This is a genomic window from Lutibaculum baratangense AMV1 (genome assembly GCF_000496075.1).
GTDB lineage: Bacteria > Pseudomonadota > Alphaproteobacteria > Rhizobiales > Tepidamorphaceae > Lutibaculum > Lutibaculum baratangense.
On the sequence record NZ_AWXZ01000031.1, the window covers coordinates 58,718 to 73,289 of the forward strand.

The 14,572-nt window shown below is 68.3% G+C and carries 11 protein-coding genes; 6 read left to right on the forward strand and 5 right to left on the reverse strand.

All coding sequences use genetic code 11. The features are described 5' to 3' along the window. Window positions 1-5 precede the first annotated feature (5 nt). The 5 genes from N177_RS11540 to N177_RS11560 form a co-directional block, all read right to left on the reverse strand. Window positions 6-836 carry an ABC transporter permease gene (locus tag N177_RS11540; protein ID WP_051402359.1) on the reverse strand — a complete coding sequence of 277 codons (831 nt, stop codon included), beginning with the start codon at window positions 834-836 and terminating at the stop codon, window positions 6-8. 159 nt (window positions 837-995) lie between these two features. Continuing rightward, complete coding sequence (locus tag N177_RS11545) at window positions 996-2,204, reverse strand: aromatic ring-hydroxylating oxygenase subunit alpha (RefSeq protein WP_023432511.1); 1,209 nt, start codon at window positions 2,202-2,204, stop codon at window positions 996-998. 280 nt (window positions 2,205-2,484) lie between these two features. Then, window positions 2,485-2,886, reverse strand: coding sequence for a BA14K family protein (locus tag N177_RS11550; protein ID WP_023432512.1), 402 nt, complete (start codon window positions 2,884-2,886; stop codon window positions 2,485-2,487). A gap of 152 nt (window positions 2,887-3,038) precedes the next feature. Beyond that, window positions 3,039-5,684, reverse strand: a complete 2,646-nt coding sequence (gene uvrB, locus N177_RS11555) for an excinuclease ABC subunit UvrB (protein ID WP_051402352.1) — start codon at window positions 5,682-5,684, stop codon at window positions 3,039-3,041. A 96-nt stretch (window positions 5,685-5,780) separates the two neighbouring features. Then, window positions 5,781-6,005 (reverse strand): YrhK family protein, encoded by a 225-nt coding sequence (locus N177_RS11560; RefSeq protein WP_023432514.1) that lies wholly within the window; start codon window positions 6,003-6,005, stop codon window positions 5,781-5,783. A gap of 371 nt (window positions 6,006-6,376) precedes the next feature. Here N177_RS11560 and N177_RS11565 point away from each other — a divergent pair, with 371 nt between their 5' ends. From N177_RS11565 to N177_RS11590, 6 genes are all read left to right on the forward strand, one after another. After that, window positions 6,377-6,637 carry a glycine zipper domain-containing protein gene (locus tag N177_RS11565; RefSeq protein WP_023432516.1) on the forward strand — a complete coding sequence of 87 codons (261 nt, stop codon included), beginning with the start codon at window positions 6,377-6,379 and terminating at the stop codon, window positions 6,635-6,637. Between the two features lie 198 nt (window positions 6,638-6,835). Next, window positions 6,836-7,138, forward strand: a complete 303-nt coding sequence (locus tag N177_RS11570) for a hypothetical protein (RefSeq protein ID WP_023432517.1) — start codon at window positions 6,836-6,838, stop codon at window positions 7,136-7,138. A 103-nt stretch (window positions 7,139-7,241) separates the two neighbouring features. Next, a complete protein-coding gene (gene ftsH / locus N177_RS11575) occupies window positions 7,242-9,071 on the forward strand; it encodes an ATP-dependent zinc metalloprotease FtsH (protein ID WP_023432518.1) in 1,830 nt (609 codons plus the stop codon). A gap of 99 nt (window positions 9,072-9,170) precedes the next feature. Next, window positions 9,171-10,118, forward strand: coding sequence for a DMT family transporter (locus tag N177_RS11580; RefSeq protein WP_023432519.1), 948 nt, complete (start codon window positions 9,171-9,173; stop codon window positions 10,116-10,118). A 73-nt stretch (window positions 10,119-10,191) separates the two neighbouring features. Next, window positions 10,192-12,408, forward strand: a complete 2,217-nt coding sequence (glgX, locus tag N177_RS11585) for a glycogen debranching protein GlgX (protein ID WP_023432521.1) — start codon at window positions 10,192-10,194, stop codon at window positions 12,406-12,408. Window positions 12,409-12,539: 131 nt separating this feature from the next. Beyond that, the gene (locus tag N177_RS11590; RefSeq protein ID WP_023432522.1) at window positions 12,540-14,555 is read left to right on the forward strand and encodes a CocE/NonD family hydrolase; all 2,016 of its coding nucleotides are present in this window, start codon (window positions 12,540-12,542) and stop codon (window positions 14,553-14,555) included. The last annotated feature ends 17 nt before the right edge of the window (window positions 14,556-14,572 follow it).

Sequence of the window (14,572 nt, forward strand, 5' to 3'; positions counted from 1 at the left end):
CACCCCTACCCCGCCTGCCGCGGCCCGACGCGGCGCGACAGCCACACGAGGACGAGCGAGATCGACGCGACCATCGTCATGGCGGAGATCGCGAGGGCGGCGCCGAGCGGCCAGTTGTTCGCCTTGCCGAACTGCACCTGGATCATGTTCGCGATCATCAGCCCGTCCTTTCCGCCGACGAGCTGAGGCGTCACGTAGTCGCCGATCGTCGGGATGAAGACGATGAGCGCCGCCGCCAGCACGCCCGGCAGGGCGAGCGGCAGGGTGATGCGGCGGAAGCGCTCGATAGGTCCGTCACCGAGATCCTCCGCCGCTTCGAGGAGGCTGCGGTCGATCCGCTCGAGCGCCACGAAGATCGGCAGGATCGCGAACGGGGCCCAGGCGTGGATGAGGGTGATCACCACCGCGTTCGCGTTGTAGAGAATGAACCTCAGCGGCTCCTCGATGATGCCGAGCTCGATCAACCCGGTGTTGAGGACGCCCTGGTAGCCCAGGATCACCTTCCAGAGGAACACGCGAAGCAGGTAGCTCGTCCAGAACGGGATCGTGATCAGGAAGATCCAGAGCGCCTTCCGCTCCTGCGGCACGCGGAAGGAGACGTAGTAGGCGATCGGGAAGGCGAGCAGGATCGTCCCGAGGGTCACGACCCCCGAGATCGCCAGCGATCGCAGCATCAGGAGCCGGTAGAGCGGGTCCGTCCACGCCGCGCGGTAGTTCGCGAGGGTGAAGGTCCGGTCGATCGTGAGGTAGTCCTGCGTCCAGAAGCTGAACGCGACGATCATCGCGAGCGGGGCGGCGAGGAGCAGGAGGGCGTACGCGAAGGGCGGGGCTACCATGACGTAGCCGCGGGCCGAGGGCCGCGCCACCAGGTCGCGGAGCCGCCCGAGTATGGCAAGGCGATCCGCCTCCGGCAGTCGCGCGAGACCCGAGTTCCGAGCCGGCTCGCTCGTGCTCATCCGATCCCTTCCGTGCCGCGCGCCCTCACCTGTCCCGCCTCACGACCCGCGCGAGGCGAGAAGCTCCGCGTTGCGCCGCGCCAGCGTTCCCTCCGCCGGAGCCTGGGCCTCGTTCATGACCGGCATCACGGCCCGCAGCTCATCGTGGTAGGTCCGCACGCCATACTCAAGATCCGAGAGCATGATGCCGTCGAAGGCGCTTGAGTTCGACGCCTCGCAGGACCAGATCGTCAGCTGCTGGTCCTCCTCGCTGGTGATCGCGTCGATGCGACCGCTGAGATAGCGGGCGAGCTTGAGCTTCCGGCTTTCCTCCGGCCGGCGGTAGACGGCGCCGCGGAGGATCGTGCGGTTCACCGCCACGGGGATCTCCTGGTAGAACATCACCGAGTCCGGATAGAGCCCGATGACCGCGTTCGGAAAGATCCCGGCATAGAGCCAGGCCTTGCGGTGGCTCTCGGGCAGCCACGTCGCCTCCGGCAGGACGCTGCGATAGTGGCGCACGCTCCAGAGCTTGCCGTGGCTCTCGTTGAAGGTCGCGAAGGAGCGGGAGGTGCCGCCCACGAACGGCTCGTCGTAGTAGTGCTGCCCGTAGAGCTGTTGCAGCGCCGGATGGGCCATCGGCACGTGATACCCCTCGTTGTCGACGTCGCGCACGGCCTTCCAGTTCACCTCCAGCGCCTCGCTCCAGAACGCGTCGCCGGCGGGAAGAAGCGTTTCGGTCTCGTATGGCGCGATCTCCTCGTCGAAGCGGGCCATGATCTCCCGGATCGACGGCTGCTCGCTCGGCTTGAACCGGATGAAGACGAAGCCGCGCCAGATCTCCATCTCCACGGGCTTCAGACCCCACTCCACGGGATCGAGGTCCGGCAGGGTCTCCGGTCGCGCCGCGCCGCGCAGAGTGCCGTCGAGATTGTACGACCAGGCGTGGAAGGGGCACACGATCGCCGCCTTGCACTGCCCCCTCTCCGCCGCCACGACACGGCTGCCCCTGTGGCGGCAGACATTGTGGACGGCGCGGACCTGCATGTCGCGGCCGCGAATGATGACGGCGCGCTCGCCTGCTATGTCGAAGCAGAGATACCGGCCGGGCTCGGCGACGTCGTTGACGTGGCAGGCGAGCTGCCAGCGGCTTCGGAACAGCTCCTCCTTCTCGACCTCGAACATCTCCTCGCTCGTATAGGTCCAGGCCGGCAACCCGCGGCGGTCCCAGTCGTTCGGCACCGCAGTCGTTGCTTGATCGGCGAGCATCGCTGTTCCCCATATTTTTTTGAGCGCTCAGATAAAAAAGCACCCCGGCCGATCGATGGCAAGGGGAAGCCGGTGCCGCGGGCAGAGCGACACGGCGCTGGCGCGAGCGCGGGAGTGCCTGAGCCGGGCTTCTCCTGCGTCCGCAATCGCGCCTCTGTCGAGAGTCCGGCGCGCTCGATCAAGGAGCGCCGTGCCGTCCTGTTCGCCAGCACTGGTTGCGCGCCGACGAAAAAGGGCGGCTCGCGGGAGCCGCCCTCTGAGAAGACGAGTGTGCGTCAGCTTACTGGCAGTAATGCCGGTAGCCGTCATAGCCGAGATAGGTGCCCGTGCGGGCGTCGTAGGAGCGGTACTTCGAGTAGCAGTACGCGTCCCAGTCGGCGCGGCTCATCTCCGGGCGGTAGGCCCGGTAGTCACGGTATTCGCGGTAGACGGGTGCCGGGGCAGGCTGGGAGGCGATCGCTCCACCGATCAGGGCGCCGGCGGCCAGACCGATCACGCCGGCGGCCAGCGCGCCGTCATTGCTGCGGCGGTGGTAATAGTGGCGCGGCGCCGGCCGGTAGTGGCCGTGATAGCCGTGCCCGCGCCAGCCGGCATCCGCCGTCGTCGCGGTGAGGGGAACGGCCGTGGCGGCCATCGTCAGGGTCAGGGCGCCGGCCGCGATCTTCCTGGTGAGCGACTTCATCTGCAAATCTCCTCGATTGGCGGAGGTCGATGTCGCGCGTCCCGTCGCTGCAGTGCTCCGCCTTGAGCTTATGTTTGTCAGGAAGAAGCTGAACGGTGAATGAACGGTTCCCGTCGTGCCTCAAGTCCTGGCGTCCGGCACATATGGCCGGCTCAGTTTCCCTTCTTCTTGTAGGTCCGCGTGCCCGGTCTGCCGCCGGTGGATCTGCCGCGTCCCTGTCCGCGGCCGTCCTGCGTTCCGCGCTCCGGCTTCGCCCAGTCCTGCTTGCCGAGCGGCGTCGGGTTCATCGCGTGCGGGCCCATCTCGTCGAGTGTCGGCTTGCGGATGCGCTCGGACGAGGAGGCTGACTTGCCCTCTCGCCGACCCTGGCGGCCGCCATCCGCAGGTTCCGGCAGCGCCATCTGGTCGGCGCCCGCCTCGAGCTCCACCTGCTCCAGCCGCTTGACCTCGTCGCGCAGCCGCGCCGCCTCCTCGAACTCGAGGTTGGCGGCGGCTTCCCGCATCCTCGCCGAGAGGTCGTCGATGACCGCGCGAAGGTTGTGGCCGTAGGTGGACGCGGCCTCGGCGAGGCCCGCATCGACCGTGACGTGGTCCTGCTCGTAGACGGACTGGAGGATGTCGCCGATCGCGCGCTTCACCGATTCCGGCGTGATCCCGTTCGCCTCGTTGTATTCGAGCTGCTTCGCGCGGCGGCGCTCCGTCTCCTCCATGGCGCGCCGCATCGAGCCGGTGACCGTGTCGGCGTAGAGGATGACCTTGCCGTCGACGTTGCGCGCGGCGCGCCCGATCGTCTGGACGAGCGAGGTCTCGGAGCGCAAGAAGCCCTCCTTGTCGGCGTCGAGGATCGCGACGAGGGCGCATTCGGGAATGTCGAGGCCCTCGCGCAGGAGGTTGATGCCCACCAGCGCGTCGAACGTGCCGAGCCGGAGGTCCCGGATGATCTCGATGCGCTCCAGCGTGTCGATGTCGGAGTGCATGTAGCGCACCCGGATGCCCTGCTCGTGCAGGTATTCCGTCAGGTCCTCCGCCATGCGCTTCGTCAGCACGGTGCAGAGGACGCGGTAGCCTGCGGCCGTGACCTTGCGCACCTCGTCGAGGAGGTCGTCGACCTGCGTCTTCGCCGGCCGCACCTCGACCGGCGGGTCGATCAGGCCCGTCGGGCGGATGACCTGCTCGACGAAGACGCCGCCCGTCTCGCCCATCTCCCAAGGACCGGGCGTCGCCGAGACCGCCACCGTCTGCGGCCGCATCGCGTCCCACTCCTCGAAGCGCAGGGGCCGGTTGTCCATGCAGGACGGCAGGCGGAAGCCGTACTCGGCCAGCGTCGCCTTGCGCCGGAAGTCGCCGCGATACATGCCGCCGATCTGCGGGATGGTCACGTGGCTCTCGTCGGCGAAGACGATGGCGTTGTCCGGCAGGTACTCGAAGAGCGTCGGAGGTGGCTCCCCGGGGTTTCGGCCGGTGAGGTAGCGCGAGTAGTTCTCGATGCCCGCGCAGGAGCCGGTGGCCTCGAGCATCTCGAGGTCGAACACCGTCCGCTGCTCGATGCGCTGCGCCTCGAGCAGGCGGCCCGCCTTGTTCAGCTCGTCGAGCCTCGTCTTCAGCTCAGCCTTGATGCCCTTGATCGCCTGGTTCAGCGTCGGCCGCGGCGTCACGTAGTGCGAGTTCGCGTAGACCTTGATGACCTTGAAGCTGTCGGTCTTCTTGCCGGTCAGCGGGTCGAACTCGTCGATCGCCTCGATCTCGTCCCCGAACAGCGAGATGCGCCAGGCGCGGTCCTCCAGATGCGCGGCCCAGAGCTCGATCGTGTCGCCGCGCACGCGGAACGTGCCGCGGGCGAAGCCGACGTCGTTGCGCTTGTACTGCAGCGCCACGAGGTCGGCGATCAGCTGGCGCTGCTCGATGCGCTCGCCGAGCTTCAGCTGGAAGCTCATCGCCGTGTAGGTCTCGACCGAGCCGATACCGTAGATGCAGGAGACCGAGGCGACGATGATCACGTCGTCGCGCTCGAGCAGTGCCCGGGTCGCCGCGTGGCGCATCCGGTCGATCTGCTCGTTGATGTTCGATTCCTTCTCGATATAGGTGTCCGTGCGCGGGACGTAGGCCTCCGGCTGATAGTAGTCGTAGTAGGAGACGAAGTACTCGACGGCGTTGTCGGGGAAGAACGACTTGAACTCGCAGTAGAGCTGCGCGGCCAGCGTCTTGTTCGGCGCGAGAATCATCGCGGGGCGCTGGGTGCGCTCGATCACCTGCGCCATCGTGTAGGTCTTGCCCGAGCCGGTGACGCCGAGCAGCACCTGCGTCTGCTCGTGCGCGTCGATGCCGGCAACGAGCTCCTCGATCGCCTGAGGCTGGTCGCCGCGCGGCTCGTACTGCGAGACGATGCGCAGCGGCACGCCGCCTTCGGATTTCTCCGGCCGGGGCGGACGGTGGGGCACCCATTCCGGGCCGTCGTCGCGCACGTAGAACGGCCGGCCGCGCTCGAGCAACGCCTGGAGGTTGTCCTCCGCGACGCGCGCGACGCTCGGCCCTGCGCCCGCCGGTCCGGCGTAGTCCTGCCCCTCGGTGCCCTCGATGCGCGGCGCGCGCTCCGGCCTGCTCGCCCTGGAGCGGGGGGTCCTCGCGGGCTTCTTCGGCTCCGCGGCTTCCTCGGCACGGGTGTCCGTCGCCCGGCCGCCTTTGGCCTGGCGCGATTCCGGCGGGAACATCGCGTCGAGATGGAACGGGTCGCCTTCGAAGGAAGCCTGTGGCGCCTCTTCGAAGCCGGTGGGGGCGAGAGTCTTCTTCGTGCGCGGCATCGGCAGAATATGGGCGCTCAAGGCCCGCCTGGCGAGGGGCGAAGCTGCATCTGCCTGACAGATCCCGTCAGGAACGACGGTCCCGACGTCGATCGGTCACGCCTGCTCCCCGTGCTCCTTCTCCCAGATCTGCTTCAGGAGACCTCCGGCGGAACCCACGAGCATCAGGAAGGAGCCTACGATGAAGAGCCAGACGCCGATCGTCTTGATATCCTCGAAGCGCGGCAGGAACAGGATCGATCCGGCGAAGAAGGCAAGGTTACCGGTGAGCCCGAGAGCAAGGTGAGCCCAGCCATAGTCGCGCAGGATCGTACGGATCATGGAACGTCTCCTTTCAATCTTCATGCGATCGGTTGTTCCCAGTTCGGGAAGACGGCGCGAGAGCTCAGGGAGCGAGCCCGATTGCAGCCACCACGTAGGCCATCGCCTCTACAGCGGAAGCGCTTCGAGGAACTTTCAGGTGGCGGTCCGGCGTGCAACACTTGACCTTCGTTGCTCCCGGGGGCGGAACAGGGAGCCTCCTCGGGGATTGTGTGAGTGTCGGGAACATGAGGTTCCGGATGCGGTGACGGCCGGCCTCGCCGGCCCGCTGCCGTCGAAGGGGAGGCCGACGAACGGCGACGCCCGTGGATGAGCCTTGTCGACGACGAAGAACCACCATCGGCCCAGAGAGCACAGCGGAGCGTACAAACATGAAGATGATCATTGCAGTCCTGTCCCTCGTCTTTGCCGTTGCGGCCTGCACCCCGACGGAGCAGGGCGCGGCGATCGGCGGTGGCACGGGTGCCGTCATCGGTGGACTTGCGACGGACAGCGTCGGTGGTGCGGTGATCGGCGGCGCGGCGGGCGCGGTTGCCGGCGCTCTCATCGGTCGCGCCTCCGAACAGGGTCAGTGCCGCTACCGCGACCGCGACGGTCGCGTCTACACGGCGCGCTGCCCGCGCGGCTACTGAGCTGACCTAAGCTCAGGCGGATCAGTTCTGACGGCGGGGCCTTCAAGCCCCGCCGTCACGCGTTGTGGGCCTCCAAGATCTGCATGACGCTGTGGGAGATCTGCGCCATGCCGCAGGCGTCCACGGTCTTCGAACTCGCGGGAACGGCAGCCGTTGTCATCCTGTTTTCCTGAAGGAACGGAGCGACAGGAGCACCGGATGAACGCCGAGACGAAGCCCCGCCACCCCGAGCAGCTGAGGCACGCGATCGATCGGGGCGAAGGCGGCGACAAGGTCGCCTATCCCGACCCGGCCGCCTCTCCGCTCGGAACCGACGAGGAGGCAGGCGGCAACCCGTCGTCGCCCGAGGCCACCGCGACGGCCTACCGGCAGGAGGTCCGCAGCACACCCCGCGAAAGTTCGCGAGGGGACGGGTCGCGCGGGCTCCTGATCGGGCTGTGGGCGGTCCTCGCCGCCGTGGTGGCGGCGTTCCTCGTCTTCTTCTTCGCCTATGGCGGCTGAAATCGCGACAGGCGCGCCGACTTGATCGAAGTCGTGGCGGCACCGGCCAAGTCCCGGCATCCTTTGGCTCGACACGATCATCCGTCGAGCCGGAGCCGCCGCCGTGGACAAGAAGATGCAGATCCATATCTGGTACGTGATCGGGGCTTTCCTGCTCCTGATCCTGTTCCAGAGCTGGTACACGACCTCCCAGACCGTCGAGCAGATCCCCTACTCGCAGTTCCTTCAGGCGCTGCAGGACGGGCGCATCGCGCAGGTCGAGATCCAGGAGGAGCGCCTCGTCGGCCGCTACCGGGAGCCGCAGGCCGGGCGGTCGATGTTCGTCACGAACCGCGTCGAGCCGGAGATCGCCGGGCAACTGCGCGCCCACAATGTCGAGTTCGACGGCACGGTCACGAACACCCTCATCTCCACCATCCTGTCCTGGGTGCTCCCCCTCGTCTTCTTCTTCGCCCTGTGGATGTTCCTCATCCGCCGCGTCGCCGACCGCCAGGGCATCGGCGGATTGATGAGCGTCGGCAAGTCCAAGGCGAAGGTCTATGTCGAGCGCGACACGAAGGTCAGCTTCGAGGACGTCGCCGGCGTCGACGAGGCGAAGGACGAGTTGAAGGAGATCGTCGCCTTTCTCCGTGACCCCGCGACTTATGGTCGGCTCGGCGCGCACATTCCCAAGGGGATTCTCCTCGTCGGTCCGCCCGGCACCGGCAAGACGCTTCTCGCCCGCGCGGTCGCCGGCGAGGCGGGCGTCGCCTTCTTCTCGATCTCGGGCTCGGAGTTCGTCGAGATGTTCGTGGGCGTGGGCGCGGCGCGCGTGCGCGACCTCTTCGAGCAGGCGCGCAAGGCGAAGCCCTGCATCATCTTCATCGACGAGCTCGACGCGCTCGGCCGCGCCCGCGGCCCCGGCATCATGGGCGGCCAGGACGAGAAGGAGCAGACGCTGAACCAGCTCCTCGCCGAACTCGACGGCTTCGACCCGAGCGAGGGCATCGTGCTGCTGGCGGCGACGAACAGGCCGGAGATCCTCGACCCCGCCCTGATGCGCGCGGGCCGCTTCGACCGGCAGGTCCTCGTCGACCGGCCGGAACGCTCGGGCCGCCTCCAGATCCTCGAGGTGCACATCCGGAAGGTGAAGAGCCTCGCGCCGGACGTCGACCTCCAGCAGGTTGCCGCGCTCACCCCCGGCTTCACCGGCGCAGACCTCGCGAACCTCGTCAACGAGGCGGCGCTTCTCGCGACGCGACGGGGCGCCGGCGAGGTGACCATGGCCGACTTCACCAACGCGATCGAGCGCATCGTGGCCGGGCTCGAGAAAAAGAGCCGGGTGCTCAATCCACATGAGCGCGAGGTCGTCGCGCATCACGAGATGGGCCATGCCCTCGTGGCTGCAGCGCTGCCGGGCATGGACGCGGTCCACAAGGTGTCGATCATCCCGCGCGGCATCGGCGCGCTCGGCTACACCATCCAGCGGCCGACGGAGGAGCGCTTCCTGCAGACGACGGAGGACCTGAAGAACCGGATGGCCGTGCTGATGGGCGGACGGGCGGCCGAGAGCCTCGTCTATGACGAGGTCTCGACGGGCGCCGCCGACGACCTCGTGAAGGTGACGGACATCGCCCGACAGATGATCACGCGCTTCGGCATGGTGCCGGAGGTGGGTCAGGTCGTCTACGAGCAGGAGCGGCAGGCCTTCCTGCAGAACCAGATTCCCTGGTCGCAGAAGCAGGACTATTCCGAGGAGACCGGTCGCGAGATCGACCTCGCCGTGCGCAAGCTCGTGGACGAGGCCTTCGCGCGGGCAACCGAGGTGCTGCGGGCGCGCCGCGCCGATCTCGACGCCGGCGCCAGGCTGCTGATCGAGCGGGAGACGCTGACGAGCGCCGACTTCCCCGCCCTCGCACCCCCGGACAAGCGGCATCGGGAAGCCGCGGAGTGAAGCGCCGTCGCCCGTCTTGCCCGGGGTGACGGGATCTGGAAAGACGTGCCCGTGCCGGCGGGGCTGTTCCCGCCGCCGCCATGCGGGACGGCAGGATCGATGCTCGACCATCGCGGACTCCAGGACAGACGCACCCGGGCGACCGCGGGCGCACGGTCGGCTCTCGCCGGAACGGCGGGTGCCGAGGCTGCGGCCGGCAGTGCCCTGCCCGCCATCGGGACGATCTGCCTCGGGATCCTCTTCCTCTGCACCAACGACGCCGTCGCGAAGTGGCTGACCGAGTATTACGCGCCGCTGCAGCTCGTCTTCATGCGCAACCTCATCGCCCTGCCCTTGGTGGCGCTGCTCGCGGTCGGCCTGCGGGGCAAGGGCGTCCTGTACACGAGGCACACGCGGCTGCACGCGCTGCGCGGCGCGCTGGTCGTCGCCGCGGCGGTCGCGTTCTTCACCGGCCTCACCCTCCTGCCGCTCGCCGAGGCGACGGCGCTCGTCTTCGCGGCGCCGCTCTTCATCACCGCGCTCTCGGTGCCTCTTCTCGGCGAGCATGTGGGCTGGCGGCGCTGGGCGGCCTGTCTCGTCGGCTTCACGGGCGTGCTGGTCATCGTGCAGCCCGGGGGCGAGACGTTCCAGACGGCGTCGCTCCTGCCGCTCGGCACAGCCGTCCTCTATGCACTCCTCATGCTGTCGGCGCGGCGCATCGGCAGCGCCGAAAGCGTCTGGACGCTGATGGTGCAGGTGACGTTCTGGCCCCTCCTGTTCAGCGCCCTCGTCCTGCCATTCGTGTGGGAGACGCCGCGGCCCGAGCACCTCCTGGGCTTCGCCGCCCTCGCTCTCTGCGGCACGCTCGGCATGACGCTGATCACCCAGGCCTTCCGCATGGCGCCGGCCGCCGTCGTGGCCCCGTTCGACTACACCGCCCTCCTCTGGGCGACCGTCTTCGGCTTCGTCCTGTGGGGCGAGGTGCCCGGCGCCTGGACCTATGTCGGGGCCGGGATCATCATCATGAGCGGCATCTACATCCTCTTCCGTGAGAGGCGGCGCAGATGAGGCGGAAGAAGAGAGGAACCCCGCACCCGGCGCCCCCGTTCTCTGGGGGCACCACCTCCCGGACAAGGCTCCCATGCACCCTCCCCACGTGAACATCCTGCGCAGCACGTCCGACCGCATCAGGGAGGGCTCGCCGTTTCCCCTCGGTGCAACCTGGGACGGGCTCGGGGTGAACTTCGCGATCTTCTCCGCCCACGCGACGAGGGTCGAGCTCTGCATCTTCGACAACGAGGGCGTGAAGGAGCTCGAGAGGTTCGAGCTGCCGGAATATACCGACGAGGTGTGGCACGGCTATCTCCCCGAGGCCCGGCCGGGCACGGTCTACGGCTTCCGGGTCCACGGGCCGTACGAGCCGGAAGCCGGTCACCGCTTCAACCACAACAAGCTGCTGATCGACCCCTACGCGAAGCAGCTCGTGGGGAACCTCAAATGGGGCCCCGAGCTGTTCGGGTACGTGATCGGCTCGAAGGACAAGGACCTCTCCTTCGACGACCGCGACAGCGCCGCGCTGATCCCCAAGGCCCGGGTGATCGACCCCGCCTTCACGTGGGGCGCGGAGCGCAGGCCGGCCGTCCCGTGGGACCGCACCGTCATCTACGAGATGCACGTCAAGGGCTTCACGAAGCTGAACCAGGCGATCCCGGAGCCGCTGCGCGGCACCTTCGCGGGCCTCGGCAACCCGCGTGTGACGCAGTATCTCAAGACGCTCGGCGTCACCGCAGCCGAGCTCCTGCCGATCCACGCCTTCGTCGACGACTCCTACCTGATCGACAAGGGGCTGAGGAACTACTGGGGCTACAACTCCATCGGCTTCTTCGCCCCCGACCCGCGCTATCTCCAGTCGCCTTTCGTCAACGAATTCAAGGAGATGGTGAACCAGTTCCACCAGTCCGGCCTCGAGGTGATCCTCGACGTCGTCTACAACCACACCGCCGAGGGCAACGAGCTCGGGCCCACCCTCTCGTTCAAGGGCATCGACAATGCCAGCTACTACAGGCTGATGCCCGACGAGAAGCGCTACTACATCAACGACACCGGAACCGGAAACACGGTGAACCTGTCGCACCAGAGGGTGCTGCAGATGGTCGCCGATTCCCTGCGCTACTGGGCGACCGAGATGCGGGTCGACGGTTTCCGCTTCGACCTCGCCACGATCCTCGCGCGCGAGCCCTACGGCTTCGACGAGGGTGGCGGCTTCCTCGACGCCTGCCGGCAGGACCCGGTGCTGTCGAGCGTGAAGCTGATCGCCGAGCCGTGGGACATCGGCCCCGGCGGCTACCAAGTCGGCCAGTTCCCGCCGGGCTGGGCCGAGTGGAACGACAAGTTCCGCGACACCGTGCGCGCCTACTGGAAGGGCGACGAGGGCAAGCTCGCCGATTTCTCCGCCCGCCTCGCGGGCTCGGCCGACCTCTTCAACAAGCGCGGCCGCAAGCCCTGGGCCAGCGTCAACTTCATCACCGCCCATGACGGCTTCACGCTGAACGACCTCGTCTCCTACAACGAGAAGCACAACGAGGCGAACGGCGAGGACAACAAGGACGGCCACTCGCACAACCATTCCTGGAACCACGGCGCGGAAGGACCGACCGAGGACAGAGCGATCCTCGCGTTGCGCGAGCGCCAGAAGCGCAACCTCCTGGCGACGCTCCTGCTGTCCCAGGGGACGCCGATGATCCTGGCCGGCGACGAGTTCGGCAACTCGCAGCACGGCAACAACAATGCCTACTGCCAGGACAACGAGATCAGCTGGCTCAAGTGGGACGACATCGACACGGCGGACACCGACCTTCTCGACTTCGTCCGCACGATGATCGCGATCCGCAAGACCTATCCGATCCTCCACCGGACCCGGTTTCTCGCGGGCGAGTACAACGAGGAGCTCGACGTCAAGGACGTCACCTGGCTCCTGCCCAACACCGAGGAGCTGGCAGAGGAGCACTGGCACGACGGCAACGGGAGGTGCTTCGGCATGCTGCTCGACGGGCGTGCCCAGCCGACCGGCATCAAGCGACGGGGCGACGACGCGACGCTCCTCATCGTGACGAACGCCCACCACGAGCCGGTCGAGTTCACGCTCCCGGAAGTCCCCGAGGGCGACCACTGGCTGCGGCTCATCGATACGATGGAGGGGCGGATCGGCAAGCTGCCGGGCTTCGGGTTCGGCGCCGTCTACGAAGTGGGGCCGCGCTCGCTCGCGCTGTTCGTGCTCGAGGCCCGCGACCGGCCACGCCGTCTCGTGCGGCAGGGCATCGACGCGATCCTCGACGTTCAGGAGGGCGGCCAACCCTAGCCCGGCGCCGCCTCGCCTTTCTCCCGCCCCGAAGGTTGCGTCCGCACGCGATTCCCCCCATGACACGTCCGTGACGGCGGGGCCTGGGGCGCCTCGCTCCGTTGGGGAACGTCGCAGGCGGGCAGGACGAGATGACGAACAGGGGCTTCTCCGTTGTCGAGAACGAGTGGATCTCGCTCTCCGACGGCTCGCGGCTCGCGGCACGGATCTTCATGCCGGATGCCGCGGCGGCGGAGCCCGTTCCCGCCATCTTCGAATTCGTGCCCTACCGCAAGGGCGACGGCACGAGGCAGCGGGACGACACCTATTTCCCGGCTTTCGCGGCCGCCGGCTACGCGGGCGTCCGGGTCGACATCCGCGGCTCCGGCGAGTCCGACGGCGTCATCGACGGCGAGTACACGCCGCGCGAGCTGGCCGATGCCTGCGAGGTGATCGACTGGATCGCGGCGCAGCCCTGGTGCTCCGGCAGCGTCGGCATGATGGGCATCTCGTGGGGCGGCTTCAACGCGCTCCAGGTGGCAGCGCTCCGCCCCGCGCCGCTCAAGGCGATCATCTCGGTCGCCTCGACCGTCGACCGCTACGACGACGACATCCACTACAAGGGCGGCTGTCACCTCGGCTCGAACTTCGCCTGGGCGGCCGCCATGGCGAGCTTCCAGTCGCGACCGCCCGATCCCGAGATCGTCGGCGAGGCGTGGCGGGAGATGTGGCTCGACCGGCTGGAGAACGAGCCCTTCATGCTCGAGGAATGGCTCGCCCATCAGCGGCGCGACGCGTTCTGGAAGCACGGCTCGGTCTGCGAGGACTTCGCCGCGATCGAGGTTCCGGTTCTGCTTGTCGCCGGCTGGGCCGACGGCTACCGCAACACGCCCCTGAAGGGACTAGAAGGGCTCCTGCGGGACGAGAACGGCCGCCAGCGCCACAGCAAGGCTCTGATCGGCTCCTGGGCCCACCGCTATCCCCACCTCGCCTGGCCGGGACCGGCCGCGGACTTCGTCGAGGAGGCCGTGCGGTGGTGGGGACGCTGGCTGAAGCGCGAGCGCACGGGGGCGGCCGCCTTGCCCGCCGTCCGCGCCCATATTTCTCACTCGCCGCGCCACTCCCCGAGGCGCGAAAACGACCCGGGAAGCTGGGTCGGCGTGAAGGAATGGCGGCAACCGGAGCTTCTGAATCTCCACGCCGGAGAACACGGCAGCCTCGTGCGCGAGCAGGAGAGCTGGCAGCCAGCGGAGATCCACCTGAACACGCCCGGCGACCTCGGCACCGCGGGCGGCGAGTACTTCACCGAGGAGACCGGCGTCGGCATCGCGGGCGATCAGCGCTACGACGACGCGGCCTCCCTGACCTTCGAGAGCGCCCCGTTCGACGAGCCGCTCGCGCTTCTCGGCCGTCCGTCACTGACCCTGACGCTGCGGACGAAGGATCCCCAGAACCTCGTCGCACGGCTCGTCGACGTGCATCCCGACGGCTCGGCGACCCGCGTGTCTCTAGGCGTGCTGAACCTCGCCCACCGCGACGGCCACGAGCACCCCCTGGACATGCCGGCGGACGAGCCGGTGACGGTGCGGCTGCTCCTCGACGCATGCGGCTATCGCTTCGCGGCAGGGAACCGGCTGCGCCTTTCCCTGTCGAACGCCTACTGGCCCATGGTCTGGCCCGCTCCCGGCACTGGCGGGATCCGGATCGAGCCGCAGAGCATCGAGCTGTCGCTGCCGCTCCTCGGCGAGGACGCAACCCCCGTCGACGTCCCTCCGCCGCCCGGCCCCGCCGAGGCGCAGACCCCTACCGAGCATCGGCCGCCGGAACTCCGTCGCACCGTGGAGCGAAACCTCGTCGACGGACGCACGACGTACAGGGTGTTCGAGGACAGCGGCGCGCGGGAGGCGACCGAGACGGGCCCGACGACCCGGCTCGTGCGCCGAGAGATCTGGACCATCGACCCGGACGACCCGCTCTCCGCGCGGGCGGAGGCCCATTGGACGGCCGAGACGTCGCGGGGAGACTGGCGCATCCGCACCGAGACCTTCGCATCCCTGTCGTGCACCGCCGGCGACTGGATCGTGTCTGCTTCCGTCCTCGCCTACGAGGGCGACCGGCGGATCCACCGGAAGGTCTGGAGCCGGGTCATCCCGCGCGACCACATGTGACACCGGTCAGGAAGGCC